Genomic DNA, 22,797 nt, shown 5'->3' on the forward strand with positions numbered 1-22,797 from the left:
TCATTCCGCCTCCTTCAGCTTTGCCCGTTCTGCAATATTCTCCCGCAATACGAATGCTTCAGCTTCTGGTAACGCTGGAATCTCATGCGAAGAGCGCATCGTGCCAATTTTGATCGTATATAATCCATATTTCTTTAGCAATGGACCTTGCGTTGCTTCCACATACTGTATTTTCGTCATTGGTATCACAGTATACTTTTGTTCAAAGATTCCATGTTTCAATTGGACAAATTCCTCGGTAATGCCGTACCGCCAATATTTATGTAATAATACTGGCTGTATTCCAATGGACCAGATCACATCCACTGGAGTCAGCCCAAGCAGGATCCAAAGAATGACGATAATCCAATGAAACCAAGCAAAGTGTATTCCTGTCCATAACAAACCTATCAAAACAATGAGTGCGATTACATCCTGTATGATATTACTGATTCGCCACACCTTAATAGCATCTGTTGAAATTTGATTTTCCGGTTGAGTGGTTGTATACATATGCTGTCACATCCTTTGTTGAAGTGTTTCATGTAACTATAAGCTTGTACTACGATTAGTGGGGTGAAAAGGTTTCAGCGAGAGGAGAGGTGATTCTTTCTTTTGGGGTTGACGTTTCCGGCTTAGGGCTTGTCCCACGATCGCTTGGCATATGGCTCGATCGCCCAGCTTGTGTTCTCGATCGCTCAGCTTGTGTTCTCGAGCGCTTGGCTTGATTTCTCGATCGCTCAGCATATGGCTCAATCGCTTAAGTCAATGTAATCGTTCCTAAAAAAAGGCCAACCGGTTTCCCGATCGGCCATGAGACAATTCAATCACCCAAGTTGTTCATGCAAAAATTCAGTTACCGATTCAGGTGTTTTCGTATAGGCACTATGCTGATGAGCCAGTTTTTCACCGTTTTGGAAAATCAGTATGCTCGGAATACCCATTACTTCATACTTTTCAGCGATTCCTTTGACCTCATCACTATTGATTTCATACCAGTCATATTGGCTAAATTCATCGATAACGTCACCAATGAACATATCCATTCGCTTGCAATCCGGACACCAATCTGCAAAGAATTTAATGATGACCGGTTTTTCGCTTTGAATCAATTGATTAAATTCTGTTTCATTTGCAATCTTTTTCATTTCATACACACTCCTTATCTGACTTCTAACTCTATTGTAAGGCTTAAATAACGGAATGTCTTATGGTTTGCTTCAGCTAGTATATTCCACTCGTCCCAAAATGTATGCAACAAGTAGTCCTATTGCAAAAGTTGCAATACTGAGCAGGACGAGCGGCAACGTGATGGGCCATCCAGGAAATACCACGATAATCGATCCAATTACTGATCCAATGATTAACGCAAAGGTAGCAAGTTTAAAACGCTCTAAGAAAAAATGAATTACTTTACTCATAATAATGATTCCTGCCACAATACCAATTCCCGTTACAGCAAGAATATCCAATCGCAAATGACTAACCGCATGCATAATGGTTGGATACACACCAATGACAAGCAGCATGAATGAGCCACTAATCCCCGGCAGGATCATCGCACTGCTGGCAAGAAAACCGGAAAAAAACAACAACACATAGGTAGAAGTTGTCATTTCTGCTATTTCGGCTGGACTGCCTTTGTGCAAAAATACTAACGATCCTATCAATATCGCACCGATAAGCAACAAAAGATAATGATTCACCCGAAATGTACGTTTTGCATCCGCTTGATGAAACAAATATGGTAAAATCCCAATAATTAAGCCCAAAAAGAAAAATTGAGTAGGTACAACATAATTGTCAAGCAACCATGTTATCAATCTACTTAATGCTAAGATGGCAATTCCAACGCCAATAGCCAGTGGAATCAAAAAGCTTAATTGACGTTTCCAACCCCTACCAAAAATACCATTTATTGCTGCGATCAGCCGATCATAAATCCCCAGCAATACTGCTATCGTTCCCCCACTCACACCAGGAATCACATCGCTTGCTCCCATGAGTATGCCGCGGTAAATATTTTTCCACTCCATTTGTCAAACTCCCCACATTGAATTCATTTCATACATAAAGTTATCATACCAAAAATACCTTGCATTTTATATATATAATTTGTACAATGGGTATACGCTATCTTGCAACACAAGTTAGCTATTTTTACATTTGGTATCTTGTAAGACAAGGTAGGTGTTTGAGCATGACATTACGAAGTCAATTACTAAAAGGAATTCTAGAGGGATGTATTCTGTCTATTATCAGAAAGCAGCCGACATACGGATATGAATTATCGATTAAACTACAACAGTTCGGGTTGGCGGATGTTAGTGAAGGATCCATTTATCCTATTTTGCTTCGTTTGCAAAAGGAAAAACTTATCGAAGGGGTCATGCAAAAGTCAGAAGCTGGGCCAAAGCGGAAATACTATCATTTGACATCAGATGGCGAACAAGCTCTAGCAGAATTCATTTATCATTGGAAAACAATTAAGCAGCCGGTAGATCGAATGACTGATCAAGGGGGAGATGACACATGAATGCAAAGGAACTTATTGCACTAAATAATGAAAAACGGGAACATTTAAACGAAGAGAACCTTGCTTTATACGAGGAAATGCTTGTTTACATCCGGCTAAATTTCAATAAGTCAGAACAGCAAACAGAAGAAATTTTACTGGAATTGCTCGACCATATTCTGCAAGCTCAAGCGGAAGGCCGTTCTGCCAAACAGGTATTTGGGAATGATCCAAAAGCATATTGCCAAGAACTAATTGGCGAGCTTCCAGAAGAGTCAAAGAAGGAGCAAATTCCATTTATTACGCATATTGTTTTGCAATTTCTGGGAATTATTGCTCTAGTAACTGGTATCTTGCAGCCAGCCTTGTATTATTTGTTTGACCTGGGCACAAATACCATATCCATTTCACTTGGCAAAGGATTAGTAACCGTTTTATTTTATATTGTACTTCTGTTTAGTTTTATTCTATTTATATTTAAATGGATCAAGCGAACGTCGTTTAAAGAGAAACAACCAAAAAAGTGGGTGGAGTTCCTGCAGCTCTGGGTCATTTGCATGATTGATATTTGCCTGTTTGTTTTTGTCCCGAAATTAATTCCTGCCTTTGGGAATGTTGTAAGCCTATCCGCATTCTGGTTTGCTATTATTGGGGCTATTCTTTATGGAAGTTCTTATCTGTTTAAAAGAGGCTGGTAGCAGATACAGTGTTATCGATTGAATCAGAGGGACAGATCCTTTTTGTGGAGTCAACTAAAAACATAGATATTCCATTCGAGGACCGTTCCGTCTGTTTTTACGGACGTTTTTGTAACTTTTATCGGCAATTTACTTTTAAGATAAAGTGAAACCTCATTCAGTGGTGGTTTCACTCCCCCCCCTACTGAATAGAGGAACAAAGGCTAAGTTCGCAACGTCTGAGTTGCAACGCCTTTGTGACCTGCATCGTGCAGACCCGAACAGAATCAGATCTTTGTCATGCAGTTGACTCCCACTTATCTTTTTTGATTCATCTCAACATCTTGAAGTGGGAGTCTTACTGCCCGTTAAGAGTGGGATAAATATAGAAAGTAAATTATAAAAACGAGCCGTAAGCTTTAACTTACGACCCAAAACATCTACTATTAAATATGGCGACTTTTATCTCAAGCGAAAAAAGCATTCCTCCTTAATTTAAGTTTACAGAGGGTTACTTTTTCATATGACTGCTTACCATAATCAATACCACAAAACTACCAATGTTCGAAAATGCCATTTCAATATCGTTGAAATTTATATTCAATGGGGTATTTAAATTTTTGTTAGTTGTTTTGTTTGTTCCATTCCTGAATTAACTCTTTTGCTTTATCGGTACGAACATCCTTTTTTGATACCATTTCTGAAATGACCCACTCAACTACATCAGCTGGAACTCCAGCCTGTTCTGCAATATTTCGTGCATGTAACTCCATATGCCCCCGCTGGACACCTTCTGTCGCCAGAACTTTCAGCCCAGCCATATTTTGTGCCAATCCTACTGCAACAATAATTTCAGCCAAATCTTGCGCTGAGTCAATTCCTAAAATTTGTAATGACAATTGTGCCATAGGATGCGTTTTAGTGGCTCCGCCTACGATACCGACAGCCATAGGCAATTCCAATGTCCCAACTAAATCTCCGGATACGTTCCTTTCCCATGTAGTCATCGAACGGTATCTTCCATTACGTGCAGCATACGCATGTGCACCTGCTTCAATAGCACGCCAATCGTTGCCTGTTGCAACCACAACAGGATCAATCCCATTCATAATGCCTTTGTTATGAGTTGCCGCCCGATATGGATCAGCGTCGGCAATCTGATATGCGCGTACAATCCCGTCTGCAACCTCATCACCCGAAAACCCGTCCATTTCCAAAGCTTTAGCAGGAACAGTTACACTAGCACGTGCAAGCCTACGATCGGCTAGGTTCGTTATAATTCGCAGTATTACATTTCCTTTCGTGATTTGTTCAATCCTTGGAGCTAGCTTCTCTGCCATTGTATTTATTGTATTAGCTCCCATCGCATCAAGAACATCTACGATAAGGTGAATGGTAAGGACTTGTCCCATTTTCGTATCTTCAAGGACACGGATTTCAAGGTCCTTAGCTCCACCTCCAAGAGATACCAATGTTTTATCAAATTCATTTGCCTTTTGCAGTAGTTCTTCCTTATGTTGGTATACTGCTAATCGTGCCCCAAAAGCATCTTTAATGTCAGTAACGTGGATTTGAGCCATCATAAGTGAACCGCTATAGGATGTCGTAAATCCACCATGTTCTCGAGTTAATTTCCCCATGTTACTAGCAGCGGCAACAACAGAAGGCTCTTCAACAGCCATGGGAATAATATAATCTTTATTATTTATAACAAAATTCGTTGCAATCCCTAGTGGTAGATTAAATTTACCAACAACATTTTCAATCATCCGATCTGCTTTTTCTGAACTTAACCCGTTGCCTGATTCGAGTTTTTCAAGTTCTGAATTGTCTATACTAGTAAGGTCAGCAATATTATTGAGTCGTTCAGTTATGGTTTTTTTGTAAAATCCTTCAAGTCGTGAATTTGATACAGGCATTTTATATTTCCTCCTCTAGATAGTAAATAATTATCTCCATATTTTCATTTAGAATTGTTTTTATAAAATCATGTTTCATTGAAACTGATAGCTTAAATGTCCTTTTGCAAAACCTTTACACGTATACAGCCAAGACCCTCCACCAGAATCAATATCATTTGAGCATATAATTAACTCGTTTGTACCTGGGATAAATGCCGGATGCGTTGACCTCAACATATGGCCCTTGTCTCGACCAGGTATTAAGATTTGTCCTATTGGATAACCGCTTTTATTAAAAACGAGCACTCTTCCCTGACCATACATTGCGACATAAAGATTATCATCACTATCAATGCAACATGAATCTGGACCTTCATGACCGGTGAAATAATAAGGTATAGAAGCTCCGAATGGGGCGATTGTGACACCGTCATCCATTAATTCAATTCGGTGTAGACGGTTTGCATTTGTCTCTGTGACCCAAAGTATCTTCTCATCTGTACTGAGCGCCACGCCATTGGCAACCGCCATATTTTGTATAATCGGTGTAACGGTTTTGAAATCTGGGGAGACATAATATACACCGCCTTTTAGGTCGGTAGAATACCCTCTGAAATCTGTAAAATAAAACCCACCTTTACTGTCAAATACTAAATCATCTATACAGTATTCCGTAGAATCCGGGACAATGTTTTCCATGTTTGATCCATCCGAATCGACTGAAAATATACCACCAGTACTTGAGAAATCACCTAAATAGCACAAAAACAACCGACCGTTCTTATGAATTTTAACTGCAGCGGGATGTGATTTTTTTGACTTAAAGACATTTGCAACCTTTTTTTCGGGCAGATCCACTCTGAATACTTGTCCCCCAAAGACCTCAAGCAAAAAAAGATCACCTTCACGATTAAAGCACAATCCTTCAAGTTGCAGACCCTCATCAGATATTTTTAACCAAGGTTCTGCTGTTACAGTTTGTAAATGACTTTCTCCAGATAAAAGAGGGACTGCATTTTTTGATTCACCTTCATAATATAGAGCGGGTAGAGAATACGTTTTCATTTCATTCATCCCTTTCATTATTGAATCTTAGTGAACTATTGAATAAAAAACAATGAAAGTAGTAGTGGAGATATCATTAACTCAATATGAAAAAGATCACCCCTTTTTGTATATCATCACTAAACTTTGTTTAATTTGATTATACTTAGATTATATGATAAAGTTTTTTAAAAGTAAACATAAATTTTATATTTCCTAAAATAAAATGTTTGTAAAATTTCATTATAACTTTATAGATTAAATCAAACATCATTATAAAGGGTGGAATTAAGTATGTATTTGCCAAAACAAGTAACCATTATAGAGGTTGGCCCCCGGGATGGTTTACAAAATGAGGATAAAATTGTAGAAACAGACGTGAAGGTAGCTTTCATAAAAGCTTTGAAACAAGCAGGCATTCAGGAAATGGAGTTAACATCCTTTGTCTCTCCGAAATGGGTACCACAAATGAAGGACGCTGAAGAGGTAGCAACGAAATGTTTGAAAGATGGCGGCAAGAATTTTATATTAACCCCTAATAAGAAAGGAGTAGAACGACTATATCAAACTGATTGTAAAAACGCCGTCGTTTTCGTTGGGGTGAGCTCAACGTTTAACATTAAAAATATCAACAAGTCTACATCAGAAAGTATGAAAGAACTAAAACCACTAATAGCAGAGTTAAAAGAAAAAGGGTACTTTGTGCGGGCTGGTATCTCGACAGCCTTCTACTGTCCGTATGAAGGAAAAACTGACTCCGAAGATACGATTAATCTGTGCAAGGAATTTACGAATTACGGGGTAGATGAACTTATTGTCGCCGATACGATTGGCATGGCAAACCCGAAAGATGTTTATTATTTATTTCAAAGGTTACAAAAGGAAATTCCAAAAAACATACTGATCTCCGGGCATTTCCATGATACAAGGGGGATGGCTCTTGCCAACATCTTGGCTGCCCTACAAGCAGGAATCGACCGTTTCGATTCATCGGCAGGCGGTTTGGGAGGTTGTCCATTTGCGGTTGGAGCATCAGGGAACGTTGCCACGGAAGATGTGGTTTACATGCTTCATGAAATGGGAATTGATACAGGCATCAATCTTTTAAAATTGAAACAAGCTATCGATGTTGTGAAACCACAAATTAGTCGAGAGCTCGATAGTGAAAACTATAAGCTCCTGTAATTATCGTCATGAAAGCAAATAGCTCTTTCATGACCTTAGCTTGAATACTTCGAATTGACCATTTAAACTTCTAAGTATTCATTCACCAGAAAGGCTAGTAAGATTGAACGTATATTGAAAGCACCTTCGCTTCCGTTTTGTTCACCGGTAAAAAAACATGGGGAGTGGATCCTTCAAAATAGGCACTATCTCCCTCCCCAATGCGATGGGTCTGCCCGTCATACCAAAGGTCTATTGATCCATTTATTACATAGATAAACTCATCCTCATCGTGCGTAAAAGTGCTTTTTGGTGGTTCATCGGGATGCACACTTACAAGTAGCGGTTCTATTTTACTATATGGAGAACGATTGGCAAGCATTTCAAAGGCATACCCCATTTTTTGATCACCTATACTTGGAATACGATTGGCACGAGGTAAGATTGTTAATTTATTTTGTGGACTATCCTCTAGCATCCACGATAATGGGACTTCCAATTTCTTAGCGATTTTAGATAAAGTGGCAACTGCCGAGGAAGTCTTCCCATTTTCAATTTGTGATATCAAACCTTTAGTAAAGCCGCACATATCAGCTAATTGTTGTTGTGTCAATCCTTTATTTAATCTAGCTTGCTTAATTCTTTTTCCAATTCCAGTCAATATAATTTTAAACACCCCTTTAAAACAATTATTGATTAAATGTCATATTTCAACTCGCATTCCGCAAAAGGGGTTGCAATCAAAGTTATCAATTCTAATGTTCTATCATTTGGTTTCACAGGACTCATCCCTTTCTTTGCCGGGATGTAATGCAGACACCTTCCTTTTGTAATGGGACGTGCGCCGCATCCTGCTTCACTGTCTATTATACAACAGATCCCTTGAAAAAACATTGGAAATTCCTTTTTTCCGGCAAGTAATAACAAGTGTTTCCATACCTCGCCCTAACAATTTATTTCAATTAAATAGCTGGGGAAAAGGCAGCTTTTATTTATTTTCATTGTTTATCTTTGCAAGTCTTTCCGTGATAAAATAAGCAATCGTTGCAGAAAGAAAGGGAACAAGTAATGCAGGAAAAAAGGAACTTCCTTTCATGACAACTACTTGTGACAAATTATCGCTCATATTCCACGCGTCTTCTATATCCGGAGTGTATAGAGACGTAAGAAACATGCCAGATAAGACTTGGAATACTGAAAAAAGCACGATAAAACTAATGGCAAAAATCATATATTTTTTCATTGCTGATACCTCCTGTTATTTTTACGTTTAATCCTGATTGTTTAGCTTATCTACCATATAAGGTATTTCCTTTAAATCCGTAACAATATAATCCGCTTGCACCACACCCCACTTATTATCTTTTTTCCATACACCATTCATCCCTACCCGTTTAGCAGCATTGACGTCTTTTTCCGGGTGATCACCAATGAATATACTTTCGGACGGTAAAACATGGAGATAATCGAATGCTTTTTCAAATATCCGAGGATCGGGCTTTTTTATTCCCGCCCATTCAGATATAAGAATAGTGTCAAAATATTTTTCAATCCCCAACGCTCTGATATTGTCCGTTTGAAACTGGCCTTTTCCATTTGTAATCATACCAAGAATAAGACCTTTGTTTTTCAATCTTTCTAACATATGAAACAGGTTCGGGAAAGGGACACAGCTATTCTGAAATTGTTGCATATAATCCTGAAGCAATGCTTCCCAGGTCAATCCCCTAATATCAAAATCCCTCACTAGCTGTTGGTAAACCCTGTCCTTCCAAACATATCCCCCATCATCCAGTTCAATAAATCTTGTTATATATTTATCTTTCGGGATATGATTCATCCATTTATGTAGACGATCATATTGCTTGTTAATGAAGATTTTTACGGACTCGTCCCGATGTAACAAGGTTCCGTCTAAATCAAATATGACAGCTTTTATCATGCGTATTCAGCCCTTTTCCTTTGAATCAGGTACCATTATGAAAGCTCAACTGTTGGTAACCATTATTCCAAAATGCGTGTATCTATGCAACACAAATAAAGTGAAAATGCACCCTGCAGTCCATATAAAATCGGATCTTTATCATGTAGTTAACTCCCGCTTATCTTTTTTAGTTTCACCTTAAGAATGGAGGAGATGCCGTTCATCAATTATAGGGAGTTTGTCTTCTTAAAAAACAGAGTGGAATTTTCCCCTTTATTGCCGTATCATTACAATAGTCCAAGCACCTGACAACGAATAATGGAATGAAGGAAATATGACATACATATGATTAGCAAGAAAATCAAGAAAGGAAGGTTAACATAATGACATTACAAACAAAATTACAGCGTATGTCGCCCATGAATGACCCATGGGAAGCCTATATGGATGTAGAAGAACTCGGAAAGATGGTATTATCCAACATTGAATTTACAACCACAACCATGTGCAATATGCGGTGTGCACATTGTGCTGTTGGCTATACATTGCAACAGCTGGATCCGGAATCGCTGCCGATGGATCTTATGTTAAAACGCTTGGACGAAATCCCGCATCTGCGTACATTAAGTATAACAGGCGGAGAGCCAATGATGAACAAAAAATCCATTCGAAACCATGTTCTCCCCTTATTGCAATACGCCCATAACCGTGGCGTAAAAACACAAATCAACTCCAATTTAACGTTACCGTACGACAGATACGAATCCATTGTTCCCTATCTGGATGTCCTGCATATTTCTCATAATTGGGGGACGGCTGATGAATTTGCAGAAACTGGATTTGCCAATATGGAACGAAAACCTTCCGTAGAAAATCGCAAAATGTTTTTTAACCGTATGGTAGAAAATGCTAAAAAGTTGTCCAGTGAAGGTGTGATGGTATCTGCTGAGACAATGTTAAACAAGCGTACATTCCCATATTTGGAACGTATTCATGATCACGTATTGGAAATGGGGTGTTCGCGCCATGAAATTCACCCCATGTATCCGGTAGACTTTGCCAGTCAACTGGAAACCTTGTCGCTCCCCGATATTCGGGATGGAATCGAGCGGCTGCTTGATTATCGTAATGCGGACGTTTGGATGATGTTCGGAACATTGCCTTTTTACCCTTGCAGCTCGTCAAAGGAAGATCTGGATTTACTCAAACGTCTGTACCGCGAACAAAATGTCAGTGTCCGTAATGATCCGGATGGTCGTTCACGACTGAATGTCAATATTTTTACCGGGGAAATCATTGTGACAGACTTTGGCGATGATGAACCTTCACTCGGTAACATTCAGAACACATCATTACCCGATGCATACAATCGCTGGATGGCATCAAGCACTGCTCAACGTTTAAATTGCCACTGCCCAGCAGTGAAATGTCTTGGGCCAAACCTGTTAGTGAAAAATACATATTATCCAGATGTGGACTTTAGAGAAAGGCAAGCGAATATTACGATGTCAGATGCATAAGCCATCATTGCCTTGAAGGCTTAGGTCAACATACTCTAGCGAACTTATATTTTAAGAAAACAACTGGGGTCTCTTTTGAAGAAGAATAGATCAAAAGAGATCCCTCGTTTTGCGAAAAAAATATAAAGTGAAACTTCATTCAGTAGGGGTTTCCCTTTCTCCCCACTGAATAGAGGAACAAAGGCTAAGTTCTCAGGCGTCTGAGTTGCAACGCCTTTGTGACCTACATCGTGCAGGCTAAGAACAGAATCGGACCTTTGTCATGCAGTTGACCCCCACTTATCTTTTTTAGTTGCCCCCTCAAAATCTTGAAGTGGGGGTCTTACTTCCCGTTAAGGCGGGATAAACGCCCACGTCGACACCCGATCACGTCTATCCCCATGACTTTCTGGGAATTAATGCAGAGTTCATATTCAGTTCATAATAATGGTATATGCTGTTTTATGTTGATGGAAGGAGGTGCTTCCCTTGCAACATGTGAACATCTAAGTACCAAATTCGTGCATGATTTATAATTGTTGTATGCTAATAGTAACAATTACGAAAAAGGGACTGAGTAAAATTGACAAAAATTAGTCGTTGACGATATTCACACATCAGCAAACGTGTTGGTCTGATCCTCAACTCAAATTAATCTACTTGGAATCAGAACATCATGTATTCGATACAAAACATTATCGGCTAGATAAACAGCTGTGGACACATCGTTCTATCGCGGATCCACAAGGGATGGCTAACATATAAAAATGTATCTTTTGCTGGATGACGCAGATAGTATTAAAATAAAAAATTACTGGATCAGGTTTGGATGAATCTGCTAAACAATGCGATTCAATTTACTCCAGATCAAGGTAATATTCACTTGTCACTATATTATAATTATAAACAAGAATTACATTTGGGGAACTCTTCTCCAACGAAGGAGTTACACAGTATGAACACTAAACAAAAGGGGCTTAAACCGTTCTTTTCACTTATTTTATCGACAAATATTCCGAAGCTGGCACTATCTTTCGGTCTGATTGCGAGTGTGTTTACAACACTTGCTGGGCTTGTCGTCCCATTATTAACCAAGAATTTAGTCGATGGCTTCTCTGTATCATCATTGAGCGTCCCTCTCATCATTGCGATTGTTGCTGCATTCATCATTCAAGCTGTTGTCAGTGGCGTTTCTACTTACCTTCTCACCGCAGTTGGACAAAAAATCGTAGCCAAACTACGAGAAAATATGTGGGTGAAGCTTATCCGCTTACCTATCCGTTATTTTGATAAAACGTCCAGCGGCGAAACCGTAAGCCGGGTTGTAAATGATACGAATATCGTAAAAGATTTAATTTCTGAGCATTTCCCACAGTTTATTACAGGCATCATTTCCATCATTGGTGCCGTTACATTTTTATTGATTATGGACTGGAAAATGACAATAGTCATGCTGCTCGCTGTTCCGATTACGATCGCTATAATGATTCCGCTTGGTCGTCAAATGGCAAAGATATCTCGTGGTCTACAGGATCAAACAGCTATTTTCACGGGGCATGTTCAACAGACGCTTAGTGAAATGCGCTTGATGAAATCTTCTAATGCAGAAAAAAATGAGGAAACAAAAGGATTATCCGGTATTGAAAAGTTACTCGGATTTGGGTTGAAAGAGGCAAAAATATTAGCATTAATTGCGCCATTGATGCAACTTGTAATCATGCTCGTCATTGTCATGATCATCGCCTATGGCGGCTTACGTGTTGCCAACGGGACCATGTCAACAGGATCTCTTGTTGCTTTCCTGCTTTATCTTTTTCAAATCATTATGCCAATTACTTCATTTGCTATGTTTTTCACGCAATTACAAAAGGCAAAAGGAGCAACAGAACGGATTATCGAGATATTAGAGATCCCATTGGAAGAAGGACAAGGTGGGTTGGATATTGATGTCTCAAATAAACCGGTACACGTTAATCATGTATCATTTTCCTACGATGAAGATGAGGCCGTTTTAAAAGATGTTTCCTTTGTAGCGCAGCCTGGTGAAATGGTTGCCTTTGCAGGCCCAAGCGGTGGTGGTAAAACAACCACGTTCGGCTTACTGGAACGTTTTTATGAACCCTCCTCCGGTGAAATAAAAATTGGCAACACACCGATTAAGGATTTATCGACAAAATCATGGCGCAGTCAAATTGGTTATGTTTCTCAGGATAGTGCTATGATGGCTGGAACAATACGAGAGAATTTGTGCTATGGTTTACAGAATTGGGAAGAGATACCGGATGAACAGCTATGGGAAGTAGCTAAAATGGCTTATGCCGATCAATTTATTCGTACATTTCCCCACGGATTGGATACGGAAGTTGGCGAACGTGGCGTAAAACTTTCCGGCGGACAAAGGCAACGGATCGCCATCGCACGCGCTTTTTTGCGGGATCCAAAAATTCTTATGATGGATGAAGCCACCGCAAGTCTTGACAGTCAATCAGAAAGTGTCGTTCAGCGAGCCTTAACACGGTTAATGGAAGGGCGAACAACTTTTGTCATCGCCCACCGTCTATCAACCATTGTTCATGCGGACAAAATTATTTTTATCGAAAAAGGAAAGGTGACCGGAAGCGGGACACACCAAGAGTTGACACAATCACATGCACTATACCGCAAATTTGCCGACCAGCAATTGACGTAAGCAGGGAAAGTCCCCATAGCCAGCAAACGAAGCGCATAATTTGGTATTAAAGTAATTTCTAACTATGCTCCTCGCAAAAGAATTATTGAGAGGAGCCTTATTTATGTCTGCAATGATAAACGATAAAGAACGTGAATGACCCCACCTTACCATCCTTATCGTAGTTGTGCCATTTATTCATTGTGTTTATTTGAACCACATTATACCCTTCTCCCTTAAATATTGATGTTGTTTTTCCATTAACGCAGAAGGCAATACCACGTTTTCTATATTTAGCATCCATCGCACTTACAACTAATATTTGCGGTTTACATACTAGTTTTTTTAATCAAGTCATCGGCAGTACCAAAAACGATTCTATGTAATTTTAAAATATTTATCGAAACCATTCCGTCAAGATAACCATCGATAGAAATCCAACTATAAACGCCCACGTTGACGCCCGCTCATGTCCATCCCCATGACTTTCAGGGATTAATTCCTTATAAACAACAAAGAGCATGGAACCCGCTGCAAAAGCAAGACCATAAGGAATAATATATGCAAAGGATTCACCAAAAAACACCCCGATTAATCCAGCAAACAATTCAATCATCCCTGTGAAGACGGCTAACAAGATTGCCTTTAGCCGACTAACATTTTGTGTTATTAAAAAAAGTGCCACCAAAAATCCGTCTGGTACATTTTGCAGACCGATCGCAAAAGATACAAGCAGCCCCAAATTTTGGTCACTGTCTGCATTACTTATTCCCACTGACAGACCTTCAGGCAAATTATGCAGTGACATCGCGATTAAAAATAATATAATAATACTTGAATGATCATCCGGGTGTTCGGAATTGTCCAGATCTGTATGTGGAATAAGACTTTCCAATGCGGTCAATACCAGCGTTCCAATTAATACCCCAATAACCAACACCGTAAGATTTGATAATTTCATAGCAGATGGGATTAACCCATAAGCCGAGGCTGCAACCATGATCCCAGCTGTATACGCCAGCAGGACATCCTTGCCTTTATGGGAAACATTTTTTATGAACAGCACGGGTAGAGCTCCTAGGCCTGTACAAAGAGAAGAAAGAATAATAGGCAACAAAGACATGAGAATCCTCCAGCAATCGTATTAGTTCATCCTATGTTTTCATTTGATGAACATGCATCCTAGTAAAGTGAATTTCATGTCTTTTCTTTTTGTACTAGTAAGATGAAGTCGTAGCTGATTAACTTTTAACGGATCGATCTAGTTCCGCACTCGGACGCAGTAATGAGATAAGCTATCAAGCTGTTGAACTTCACGCTGCTTAATCCTAATTGGGCAAGCTAAGAGGCTCCTCGCTATATAGTAATCAGTTTAACATGAAGCCTCTGCGGACATGTTCAACGAGCCAAACCTCCAATAATAAAAGGGATATTGGCTCACGCCGATGAGATTATCATGCCCGCCTCTCCATGTAAAACCTCCTACTCTATCGTCTGCTACCATACTAAATAACGAAAAAACTATCACTTTCAGTCGTTACCTTCAAAGTTAAGATTGACAGGTTCATCGGATAAACCTTCCGCTGGATCTTGTTGTGTTACTGGAACACTTTCATCTACCATTTCAAATCTAAGTTCATCCATCCAAATGTGACCATGACCATTTAATAATATTCCGAACGAAATCACATCACTTTTTACCGGAACATCCAATACGACACTATAATGATTCCATTGGTTCGTTCCTTTAATCGGCCGATTCATCATATTATCAAACGCAAGCACCTCTCCGGAAGAATGATCGATCCGCATCCATAAACCGGCCGAGCCATTAACATCCATACTTTTAACAAATGCAGAAAGTTGAATTCGCTCTCCCCGATAACGATCTGATTTAATTTGTTGCATCAATGTCGCAAAGCCTCGGGCTTTTTCATCTTTTGACCGCAAATATGCCGCGTAATTACCGCTATGCACAACGGTATTGTCTAAACCCGTTTCATAATCCGATGGTGTTTCTCCTGTCATCAGCCAACCAGCAGGTGCTTCATTTTTTGTAACCACAATAGACTCCCCTTTGTAAATTAATTTTCTAAGCAATTTCCGATAACGTCCTGGTGCCATATCATATACTTTCTTAAAAGCCCTCGTAAACGCTTCCTGTGAACCAAAACGATAATGCAAAGCAATGTCAATCACCCTGCGATCGGACGTTATTAACTCCTTGGCTGCTTGGGTTATCCGACGTTCCCTTATATAATCAGCAACTGACTTCCCAATAAGTTTCTGGAAAATACGGTGGATAAGTGAACTGAACATTGCAATAATTTAAACTGGTGTTCTCCCTGACATGTAAAAAATACAACAACTATTTTCAACTACTGAGCCAAGTACATCCCAATCACAAAACCTGCAGGAAGAGACCCCCACATGAATAGAAAAGATATATACAAAAGATATTTTGGAATCCTTAAAAGACAGGATAAATGCCAATATTGCTCCTATCCCCCAAATAACCAGGATTATAAAAAACTCTGGTGCAACAAACGTTTTGTCGGTATAATGGCAATGGTTCCTTAGCAAAAAACATCGTTACCATAAGTGCGGCCCCCAAACAATATAATTATTGGCATTTCTGAAATAACTCTGTAAACCGACTAGTAGCATGAACTTGATAATATTATTGAATCAAGATATTTCCCACGTATTGTGCAGTGCCCGCTGAACTTATAAATTTAACCGCTAAAACATAATGCCCTTTTTCAATCGGAAATCGAAATTCTCTAGAATCATTCATTTCGATTTCGACGCGTTGTTCATCTTTCAATAATGCAACTGTTATTTTTGGATCTGTCCAAATATCTCCGCCATTTTCTTCGTTCTCTTCAAAGTTTAAGAACGCTTTTTCGTTAGGAGAAACCTTCAGCTCATCTTGTGATAATCCGAATCTTTGAATATCGTCTTTTGTTTTTTCTACATCTCCACTTGATGAGCTCCAACTGATATTTGCTTCTGTTAATTGCACAGGCATCGTAATATTTTCAAAGTATAAAAGAGCAATTGGAACACCAACATCATAATCTTCACCTATACATCCTGTTAGTGTTAAAGCCAAAAGCAATCCTGTAAATATTTTTAAATATAATTTCATGACACACCTCTTTGATCAGCTCTCCGTTTAAAATAAGCAGGCGCTGAATGGAATAATCAATTGATGGTATTCTTCCGTTTGCTCAAACCTTTATTTATTAAGCACCAACATTAGCATTAAAACAATTCCAAATAAACATTCTCATTTCGCATCAATTTCTCTACCCCATCAGATTAGATATATAAGACAAAAAACATATGACCCTAACCAACCAATAGTTACAATGATGACTACAATCGATAAATAAAAATTAACATCAGCATTCTTCTGAAATGTGCAAAGTAAAAGACCGATATACATAGACTGATAACCAAAAAGACGAGCCAAACGTTATTTAATGTCAAACTGCCAAGATTGAATAGAAAACTTACGATGTATATAGCGTTAATCACAAGCAAGGAAAATAAGATAATTCGCTTCATCATACACTTCTCTATAAAAAGTCGTTATCTTTTCCTCACAAACATACTACCAACTGTCCCAACGATTAGCCCAAGATAAACAGCAACAGCAAAAAGACCAATCCCCATCCCTTCCCAGCCACCGACAAGTGAAACACTTATAAAAACAGCCGCGATGCACAATAAACTCGCAAATGTAGTGATTGCATAAAGTACAGCTTTATGAATAAATCTCGCCAATACAACAATCACAGCTGCCGCAATAATTCCTGCAAGAATCAACGGAAGCCATTCCTGTACGTTTGAACTATTCATATCGAATCATCCTTTCTAAGATCTATTAAATGATTCGCTTCAACCAACCTACTAATTGAACAAGTTCAAAAGGCTTTAACAGCGTCACACATAGGATGAAAATCAAATATAAGACCATGCCCATAATAAATATTTTCCCTTGCTCTCCCCGAAAAATCGCAATAAAAGCCAGAACGATACCAATGCATACAAGCAGATATCCAACGATTGCAATCGGCTCTGAATAATGTAGTACTGTCCAATTAATACCAAGCAGCAGGGAACCAAATACGATAAACCACATCGAAGCCGTACGAAACTTTCTATGTATCCCCCTCACCTCCACAAGCACATCACTCCTGATCATCCGGAAGTGTAATCCCTAAACGCTTCCGCTTCTCGTTATCCAAGTCAACCAGCCAATAACTGTATTCTGGATCATTACTTTGGGCAAACTTTTTGTCAATGGTCACAAGCAAGGCATTTCGATGGTTAAAATACATCGCATCTGCAACATGTTCATGAAAAGACGTTACCTGCTCCGCGCGCCCTGTGTCCACATCCATCTGGAAACCCTCATATACAAACGTTCCATGCGCATCCTTATTGGCCACGCCGGAAAAAACAACTCGCTTTCCATCTGATGACAACGCAGGAGATGACAAGATCGGTTCCTTAGGGGCAGATTCTCCTGTAGGTACGAGCGTTGATCGTATGCCGTCATCAGGTGAATAAAATACAATGGAATCATTGCTCTGATACATGATTTGCTCGCCATTTGGAACTGCTGCCAGACCTGATATGTCATACGCCTTTCTGTGTGTTATTTGTTCGATCTCTTTTGTTTGCACATTCATGCGGTAAATATCAAAATCATGCGGACGCTCCGAAGCAATCGGTGAATAATTTTTATATACGCCAGCCATTGTAAAATAAATATCCTTTCCGTCCGATGAAAAGACGGCCTCCGTAACCAAATTATCACCATTTGTCAGTTCTACTACTTTGCCATCCGTTGTCCGGTCAACTATCATCAGTTCCCCATATGGCTTCTCTTCCTCTTCCCACTGTTTAATAAAAGCAACTTTCTCACCATCAGGAGAAAACGAAGGACGGATATAGGATTCCCCTTCTTCCGGATCGGCTAATAACGTTGCCATGCCATCATCCAATGAAGCAGTATACAATGCAGCATCCCCATCATCATAATACGAAAAAACAAGTTCTTCGTCATCTGGTGATACGTCAGGATTTTCAGCAAATCCAGACGTTCCTTTGGCCGGTTCTGCAAAATAGCTTGCCCCCCATAACAAAAGGAACAACATAACCATACTAGTGATCAACGTCAAATTTTTCATTTTTAAAGACAACACGAAACCTCCTCTCTTTCCACAGGCTATCGCAATAAAAGAATCATATATGGTAAAACGACTGCTACTGCTGAAAACAACAATCCCGTTGCGAGTGATACCATCGGTTTTTTCGCAACAAACCCCATCTGGAATTTCAAAAAAATGAGCCAGACGATAATGGAAAGCAGCGGCAAAAATGTAATCGGACTTAGGCCAGCAAAAATAGCGAGTGCCCACATAAAAAATAAACCGATTCCAATCACCATTACTCCGAATAATAAATTCATGACATAGCTAAATTTGACCAATACTGAATTGTGCTGCTTATTTTCCATCTTACCAGTCGAATAATAGGAGTTTCGGAATACAAAAATGAAACTGCAAATGATTAAGGAAACAAGATAAATACCAAAAAATATGCTTTGCCCCATTGGGAGGGTTTCCATCATCATCAAATCAAAGCCACTCAAGGCAATCGAAACCATGATTAACAGATTAAGCAGGTAAAAATATTTTCCAACAAACCCGATATTTAGTGCCGCCAGCGTAACCATGGTCCCCATGAACAACTGAATCGCCAGCCATCCCGTGACTGATTCATGCAGCAAAAACGTTTCATTCAGGTAAAAGATAACCCCAAAGAAAATCATCGCAAACCCAATCGCATATAACAACCCGCGCTGATACGGATACATCGATTCCTGCAGTTCCTGCCCGATTTTATTCGGTTTCCCAAAATCGGCCAATGCCTGCTTTTCTGCTTGCCTTTCTGAAAGTCCTTCGTTCACGTAGCGTTCTTTTGCTTCTTCCAAATGTAGTTGAATTTCTTCCCGCATCTCCTCGCGCTCATCGGGTGGGCTTTGCATTTGTTCAAGGACACGCTGGATATATTTTTCCGTCCGATTCATGATAAACCGCCTGATGTTTTTGTAATGAGGCTATGGACATTATTCCATTCTTTCAACTTTTGCTCTAAGATATCACTTCCGTCATCGGTGAGTCGATAATACTTTCTTCGTCCATTTTCCGTTTCCGACCAATACGAACACAGCCAATCCTTTTTTTCCATTCGCTTTAGCGCTGGATACAATGTCCCCTCACTCATACTGTATAGCTGCTCACTCTTTTCTTTCAGCTCTTTCACCATTTCGTAGCCATACATATCTTTGCCCGACAGCAGGTTCAGCAATAAAATATCGATGCTTCCTTTCATAATTTCCCGATCCATTTTGATGAGCCTCCCTTTTTAGTTATTGTAATACGATGTGCATCGTATTACAAGGTATAGAAGAATTTCATCCTTACCACTTTTATTTTAGGGAATATTTTGATTGTTTATGGTTTTTGATGTTATAGTTATATAAACAGTTGTTAACTAACCGTGGTATTTATAAATTAAAAAATAAAGAGGTGTCTTTTATGGATAGCCCCATATTAAAAGAGATAGGAACAGTATTTATCCCCGTTAAAAATATAGAGAAAGCAAGAGATTGGTACTGTAATATATTAGGATTAAAAACAGATGGAGAAGTTCAGTTTGGTCATCTTTACGTAATACCTATGGAAAGTACGGGGATTGTGTTAGATAGCAAAATTTATTCAGAGGATAGAATATTTAAAACACCAGCCTTCCATTTCAATACGAAAAACATTGAAGAAGCTTTTCATTTTATGAGTAATAAGGGTATTCATTTGCTTACAGGAATTGAACACAATCATTATTTTAATTTCAAAGACCCGGATGGAAATGTTTTAATGATCTGCGAATGTTAAATATTAAGCTACCGGACGCTATAAAGAATCATTCTTGCACACTTTACAAATCCATGGAGCCATTACACAGACTGATTTGTATTGAATGGATATTTTAATGGATTGGAGATTCGTGTATGAAACGAAATATTCGTCTATCTGAGAAGATGTTAGTTTTGGGATATAGTGTTATATTGCTGTTTATGATTGTGCAAGATTTAGTTCCCTTGGGGACATTAAATGATATTGAGGCTATTGCTTCAGTAGAGTCGTTCCATGAAATAATCGTTACAACCCTAATTGGCACCGTTCAAATAATACTTATATTAGGAGGAGTGCTCTTATTTATAGGGAAAAGATATCCCCTTTTAGTAAAGATTTGGCTACTCGTTCATCCCTCGTTTATTCTGTTGGGGGCAATCATGTCATGGTGGATTCCGTATCTTTTTGGGACTGGAACAGAGGAAAAAATAGAAAGGTTCCATAATATGTTTGGGGATACACATTCATTCCTGCCTGTCATGAACGGAATCGTACCGAATACGCTTCACACTATGTTTCATTTGACACTGCTAATCTGTATCATTTTAAGTAGCTATATTTTTTTAAACAGACATACTAAGGAGAATAGAATTTTAAAGAGTAAAAATCACGTTATATAGTAAGCGTCTGGATAGAAAGTTAATGAATATACGAGGTTGTTCTTTCATTGACTAATAATATAATTTCTGGTGTTCTAAACAAAAAGGGGAATCAATATGGAGGCAGTATATTTAGCAGGTGGATGTTTATGGGGAGTACAAGCCTTTATAAAAACGTTACCTGGAGTTACGTTTACAGAAGCAGGAAGAGCTAATGGAACAAGTCATACACTTAAGGGTGAATATGATGGATACGCCGAATGTGTAAAAACAGAATTTGATCCGACGGTTGTAACGATAAGAGAATTAATGGGATATTTATTCGAAATCATTGATCCATACAGTTTGAATAAACAAGGGCAGGATATTGGCGAGAAATACAGAACAGGGGTATATAGTGAAAATCCCGAACACTTAAAAGAAGCGAAGGCGTTTCTTCGTGAGAGAAATGATTATGACCTTATAGTTGTGGAAGTATTACCTCTTACAAACTATGTAAAAAGTGCAGAAGAACATCAGGATAGGTTAACTAGATGCCCAAATGATTATTGTCATATACCTGAAGAAATCGTAAGTAAATATAAGTAAGATCTTTATATTATTTTAGAAACTATCTATTGCTTTATTGAACAATCGGTTGGAGCAACTGCGTTGAAAAACAAGGCCGCTAGTGGTAACTATCGATGCTTAAAAGGAGGTCAGGAGTTTCCATATGTAGGTGAATGAGCTAACAATTACGTTGGAATATCTACCTACCATAATCGGGCAGTTGTTGAACAAGCATTGTGACTAAATTGGGCCATTTTATTGACTTAGCCATATAACTTTTGGGGGTAAAAAAATGGATAGAGATAATGAAATACCAGAAGAAAAAAGAGAAAGAATGCGGCAGGATGAATTGAAAAATCCTTCTAGTAGTATTCATGGTAGTGGCCTTCCTGATCTAGTCGGCGGCTTAGGCTGGAAGAGCTTCGGAATAGTAATTCTTATTCTCATTATGTGTTTTATAGTATATACCGTTTTCTTTCGCTAATGAGACATATTATTGAATCATCAAAATATATCGACCTTACAAAGGTGGGGACATTCCAATGAACGATCAAAGTATTATTAATAAAAAGGCTTGGGAATATCGGCGTATGAGTTCTGGGAAAAAAGAGATAGCTCCCCGGAAGAAAAGGCTAAAAAATTTTGAAAGATCCTAAAGGCCATCTAAAGAAACACCAACATTATTTTAAAAATATCAGGGGAATGAAAATCGCAAATATATGTGGTTCAAACGGACGGAAAGCTATTCCATTATCTTTATTAGGCGCAGATGTAACAGTGTTTGATTTATCAGAAGAAAACAGGAAATATGCTTTAGAGATGGCAAAATACGCAAACACCTTTATAGATTACGTAATCGGCGATATTTATGACATTAACATTCAAAAATACACAGGGAATTTTGATATTCTTTATCTCGAAGGTGGTATCTTACACTATTTCAACGATATTGGTAAGTTTATGGATATTCTTTTTTTAATTTTAAAATGGGGAGGAAGAATGATTCTAAGTGATTATCATCCGTTAGGAAAGTGTATAAGTTCCGATTTTAACTATACTCCTGTTTACTTCGATAAGGAATTGCATAATGAAGATCTAGCCTACAAACAATTTTTTAATAAAGAAGATCAACAAGATTTCCCAAGTGTTTTGATTAGGCATTATACACTTAGTGAACTTATGAATTCTGTAATTACGTCCGGTTTCAAGTTACAGAAATTCGATGAACATCGGGGATAGCATGACGAAAACATACCTTGGGAATTTACTATTTTGGCAAGCAAATA

General features: G+C 38.7%; 26 protein-coding genes and 1 pseudogene. 10 read left to right on the forward strand and 17 right to left on the reverse strand.

What is annotated here, in order from left to right:
* From WMZ97_RS09725 to WMZ97_RS09735, 3 genes are all read right to left on the reverse strand, one after another.
* A complete protein-coding gene (locus WMZ97_RS09725) occupies positions 1-492 on the reverse strand; it encodes a PH domain-containing protein (RefSeq protein ID WP_343271892.1) in 492 nt (163 codons plus the stop codon).
* Between the two features lie 314 nt (positions 493-806).
* Complete coding sequence (locus WMZ97_RS09730) at positions 807-1,127, reverse strand: thioredoxin family protein (RefSeq protein WP_343271893.1); 321 nt, start codon at positions 1,125-1,127, stop codon at positions 807-809.
* Between the two features lie 72 nt (positions 1,128-1,199).
* Positions 1,200-2,015: a DUF368 domain-containing protein gene (locus WMZ97_RS09735; RefSeq protein WP_343271894.1), complete on the reverse strand. Its 816-nt coding sequence runs from the start codon at positions 2,013-2,015 to the stop codon at positions 1,200-1,202.
* A gap of 164 nt (positions 2,016-2,179) precedes the next feature.
* On the opposite strand from WMZ97_RS09735, the gene WMZ97_RS09740 reads away from it, so the two are divergent.
* A complete protein-coding gene (locus tag WMZ97_RS09740; protein ID WP_343271895.1) occupies positions 2,180-2,515 on the forward strand; it encodes a PadR family transcriptional regulator in 336 nt (111 codons plus the stop codon).
* A complete protein-coding gene (locus WMZ97_RS09745; RefSeq protein ID WP_343271896.1) occupies positions 2,512-3,192 on the forward strand; it encodes a DUF1129 family protein in 681 nt (226 codons plus the stop codon). The genes WMZ97_RS09740 and WMZ97_RS09745 overlap by 4 nt, the downstream gene beginning before the upstream one ends.
* 602 nt (positions 3,193-3,794) lie before the next feature.
* On the opposite strand, the gene WMZ97_RS09750 is transcribed toward WMZ97_RS09745, so the two are convergent.
* Together WMZ97_RS09750 and WMZ97_RS09755 are read right to left on the reverse strand one after the other, a co-directional pair.
* Positions 3,795-5,090, reverse strand: a complete 1,296-nt coding sequence (locus WMZ97_RS09750; protein WP_343271897.1) for a hydroxymethylglutaryl-CoA reductase, degradative — start codon at positions 5,088-5,090, stop codon at positions 3,795-3,797.
* Between the two features lie 75 nt (positions 5,091-5,165).
* Entirely contained in the window at positions 5,166-6,137 is a 972-nt protein-coding gene (locus tag WMZ97_RS09755) for an SMP-30/gluconolactonase/LRE family protein (RefSeq protein WP_343271898.1), read from the reverse strand.
* A 273-nt stretch (positions 6,138-6,410) separates the two neighbouring features.
* Between WMZ97_RS09755 and WMZ97_RS09760 the strand changes: the two genes are divergently transcribed.
* The gene (locus tag WMZ97_RS09760; protein ID WP_343271899.1) at positions 6,411-7,301 is read left to right on the forward strand and encodes a hydroxymethylglutaryl-CoA lyase; all 891 of its coding nucleotides are present in this window, start codon (positions 6,411-6,413) and stop codon (positions 7,299-7,301) included.
* A gap of 94 nt (positions 7,302-7,395) precedes the next feature.
* On the opposite strand, the gene WMZ97_RS09765 is transcribed toward WMZ97_RS09760, so the two are convergent.
* From WMZ97_RS09765 to WMZ97_RS09775, 3 genes are all read right to left on the reverse strand, one after another.
* Positions 7,396-7,941 carry a helix-turn-helix domain-containing protein gene (locus tag WMZ97_RS09765; protein ID WP_343271900.1) on the reverse strand — a complete coding sequence of 182 codons (546 nt, stop codon included), beginning with the start codon at positions 7,939-7,941 and terminating at the stop codon, positions 7,396-7,398.
* 327 nt (positions 7,942-8,268) lie between these two features.
* Complete coding sequence (locus WMZ97_RS09770) at positions 8,269-8,523, reverse strand: hypothetical protein (RefSeq protein ID WP_343271901.1); 255 nt, start codon at positions 8,521-8,523, stop codon at positions 8,269-8,271.
* A 27-nt stretch (positions 8,524-8,550) separates the two neighbouring features.
* Positions 8,551-9,222, reverse strand: a complete 672-nt coding sequence (locus WMZ97_RS09775; protein WP_343271902.1) for an HAD family hydrolase — start codon at positions 9,220-9,222, stop codon at positions 8,551-8,553.
* Between the two features lie 365 nt (positions 9,223-9,587).
* Here WMZ97_RS09775 and yfkAB point away from each other — a divergent pair, with 365 nt between their 5' ends.
* Positions 9,588-10,724 carry a radical SAM/CxCxxxxC motif protein YfkAB gene (gene yfkAB, locus WMZ97_RS09780; RefSeq protein WP_343271903.1) on the forward strand — a complete coding sequence of 379 codons (1,137 nt, stop codon included), beginning with the start codon at positions 9,588-9,590 and terminating at the stop codon, positions 10,722-10,724.
* Between the two features lie 934 nt (positions 10,725-11,658).
* Positions 11,659-13,392, forward strand: a complete 1,734-nt coding sequence (locus WMZ97_RS09785; RefSeq protein ID WP_343271904.1) for an ABC transporter ATP-binding protein — start codon at positions 11,659-11,661, stop codon at positions 13,390-13,392.
* A 376-nt stretch (positions 13,393-13,768) separates the two neighbouring features.
* Here WMZ97_RS09785 and WMZ97_RS09790 read toward each other — a convergent pair whose 3' ends face one another.
* The 9 genes and pseudogenes from WMZ97_RS09790 to WMZ97_RS09830 all read right to left on the reverse strand — a co-directional run bounded on the left by WMZ97_RS09790 (position 13,769) and on the right by WMZ97_RS09830 (position 19,797).
* The gene (locus WMZ97_RS09790) at positions 13,769-14,494 is read right to left on the reverse strand and encodes a ZIP family metal transporter (RefSeq protein WP_343271905.1); all 726 of its coding nucleotides are present in this window, start codon (positions 14,492-14,494) and stop codon (positions 13,769-13,771) included.
* Between the two features lie 407 nt (positions 14,495-14,901).
* Positions 14,902-15,435 carry a hypothetical protein gene (locus WMZ97_RS09795; protein WP_343272046.1) on the reverse strand — a complete coding sequence of 178 codons (534 nt, stop codon included), beginning with the start codon at positions 15,433-15,435 and terminating at the stop codon, positions 14,902-14,904.
* Between the two features lie 48 nt (positions 15,436-15,483).
* Positions 15,484-15,690 (reverse strand): annotated as a pseudogene (locus WMZ97_RS09800) (helix-turn-helix transcriptional regulator); the annotation flags it as partial.
* 361 nt (positions 15,691-16,051) lie between these two features.
* Entirely contained in the window at positions 16,052-16,522 is a 471-nt protein-coding gene (locus WMZ97_RS09805; protein ID WP_343271906.1) for a hypothetical protein, read from the reverse strand.
* 446 nt (positions 16,523-16,968) lie between these two features.
* Complete coding sequence (locus WMZ97_RS09810) at positions 16,969-17,238, reverse strand: YesK family protein (RefSeq protein ID WP_343271907.1); 270 nt, start codon at positions 17,236-17,238, stop codon at positions 16,969-16,971.
* A 25-nt stretch (positions 17,239-17,263) separates the two neighbouring features.
* Entirely contained in the window at positions 17,264-17,563 is a 300-nt protein-coding gene (locus WMZ97_RS09815) for a hypothetical protein (RefSeq protein ID WP_343271908.1), read from the reverse strand.
* Positions 17,564-17,570: 7 nt separating this feature from the next.
* A complete protein-coding gene (locus WMZ97_RS09820; protein WP_343271909.1) occupies positions 17,571-18,587 on the reverse strand; it encodes a TolB family protein in 1,017 nt (338 codons plus the stop codon).
* Between the two features lie 26 nt (positions 18,588-18,613).
* Positions 18,614-19,477: a permease prefix domain 1-containing protein gene (locus WMZ97_RS09825; protein ID WP_343271910.1), complete on the reverse strand. Its 864-nt coding sequence runs from the start codon at positions 19,475-19,477 to the stop codon at positions 18,614-18,616.
* Positions 19,474-19,797: a PadR family transcriptional regulator gene (locus WMZ97_RS09830; RefSeq protein ID WP_343271911.1), complete on the reverse strand. Its 324-nt coding sequence runs from the start codon at positions 19,795-19,797 to the stop codon at positions 19,474-19,476. Before WMZ97_RS09830 ends, WMZ97_RS09825 begins: the two co-directional genes overlap by 4 nt.
* 191 nt (positions 19,798-19,988) lie before the next feature.
* Here WMZ97_RS09830 and WMZ97_RS09835 point away from each other — a divergent pair, with 191 nt between their 5' ends.
* The 5 genes from WMZ97_RS09835 (at position 19,989) to WMZ97_RS09855 (ending at position 22,750) form a co-directional block, all read left to right on the forward strand.
* On the forward strand, positions 19,989-20,342 hold the full coding sequence (locus WMZ97_RS09835) for a VOC family protein (protein ID WP_343271912.1): 354 nt from the start codon (positions 19,989-19,991) through the stop codon (positions 20,340-20,342).
* A gap of 116 nt (positions 20,343-20,458) precedes the next feature.
* On the forward strand, positions 20,459-20,983 hold the full coding sequence (locus WMZ97_RS09840; RefSeq protein ID WP_343271913.1) for a hypothetical protein: 525 nt from the start codon (positions 20,459-20,461) through the stop codon (positions 20,981-20,983).
* Positions 20,984-21,079: 96 nt separating this feature from the next.
* Entirely contained in the window at positions 21,080-21,550 is a 471-nt protein-coding gene (locus WMZ97_RS09845; protein WP_343271914.1) for a peptide-methionine (S)-S-oxide reductase, read from the forward strand.
* A 253-nt stretch (positions 21,551-21,803) separates the two neighbouring features.
* On the forward strand, positions 21,804-21,995 hold the full coding sequence (locus tag WMZ97_RS09850) for a DUF6366 family protein (protein ID WP_343271915.1): 192 nt from the start codon (positions 21,804-21,806) through the stop codon (positions 21,993-21,995).
* A gap of 158 nt (positions 21,996-22,153) precedes the next feature.
* Positions 22,154-22,750 carry a class I SAM-dependent methyltransferase gene (locus WMZ97_RS09855; RefSeq protein ID WP_343271916.1) on the forward strand — a complete coding sequence of 199 codons (597 nt, stop codon included), beginning with the start codon at positions 22,154-22,156 and terminating at the stop codon, positions 22,748-22,750.
* Positions 22,751-22,797 lie beyond the last annotated feature (47 nt).

Origin of the sequence: Lentibacillus songyuanensis (assembly GCF_039548255.1) — a bacterium.
Taxonomy (GTDB): domain Bacteria; phylum Bacillota; class Bacilli; order Bacillales; family Amphibacillaceae; genus Lentibacillus_C; species Lentibacillus_C songyuanensis.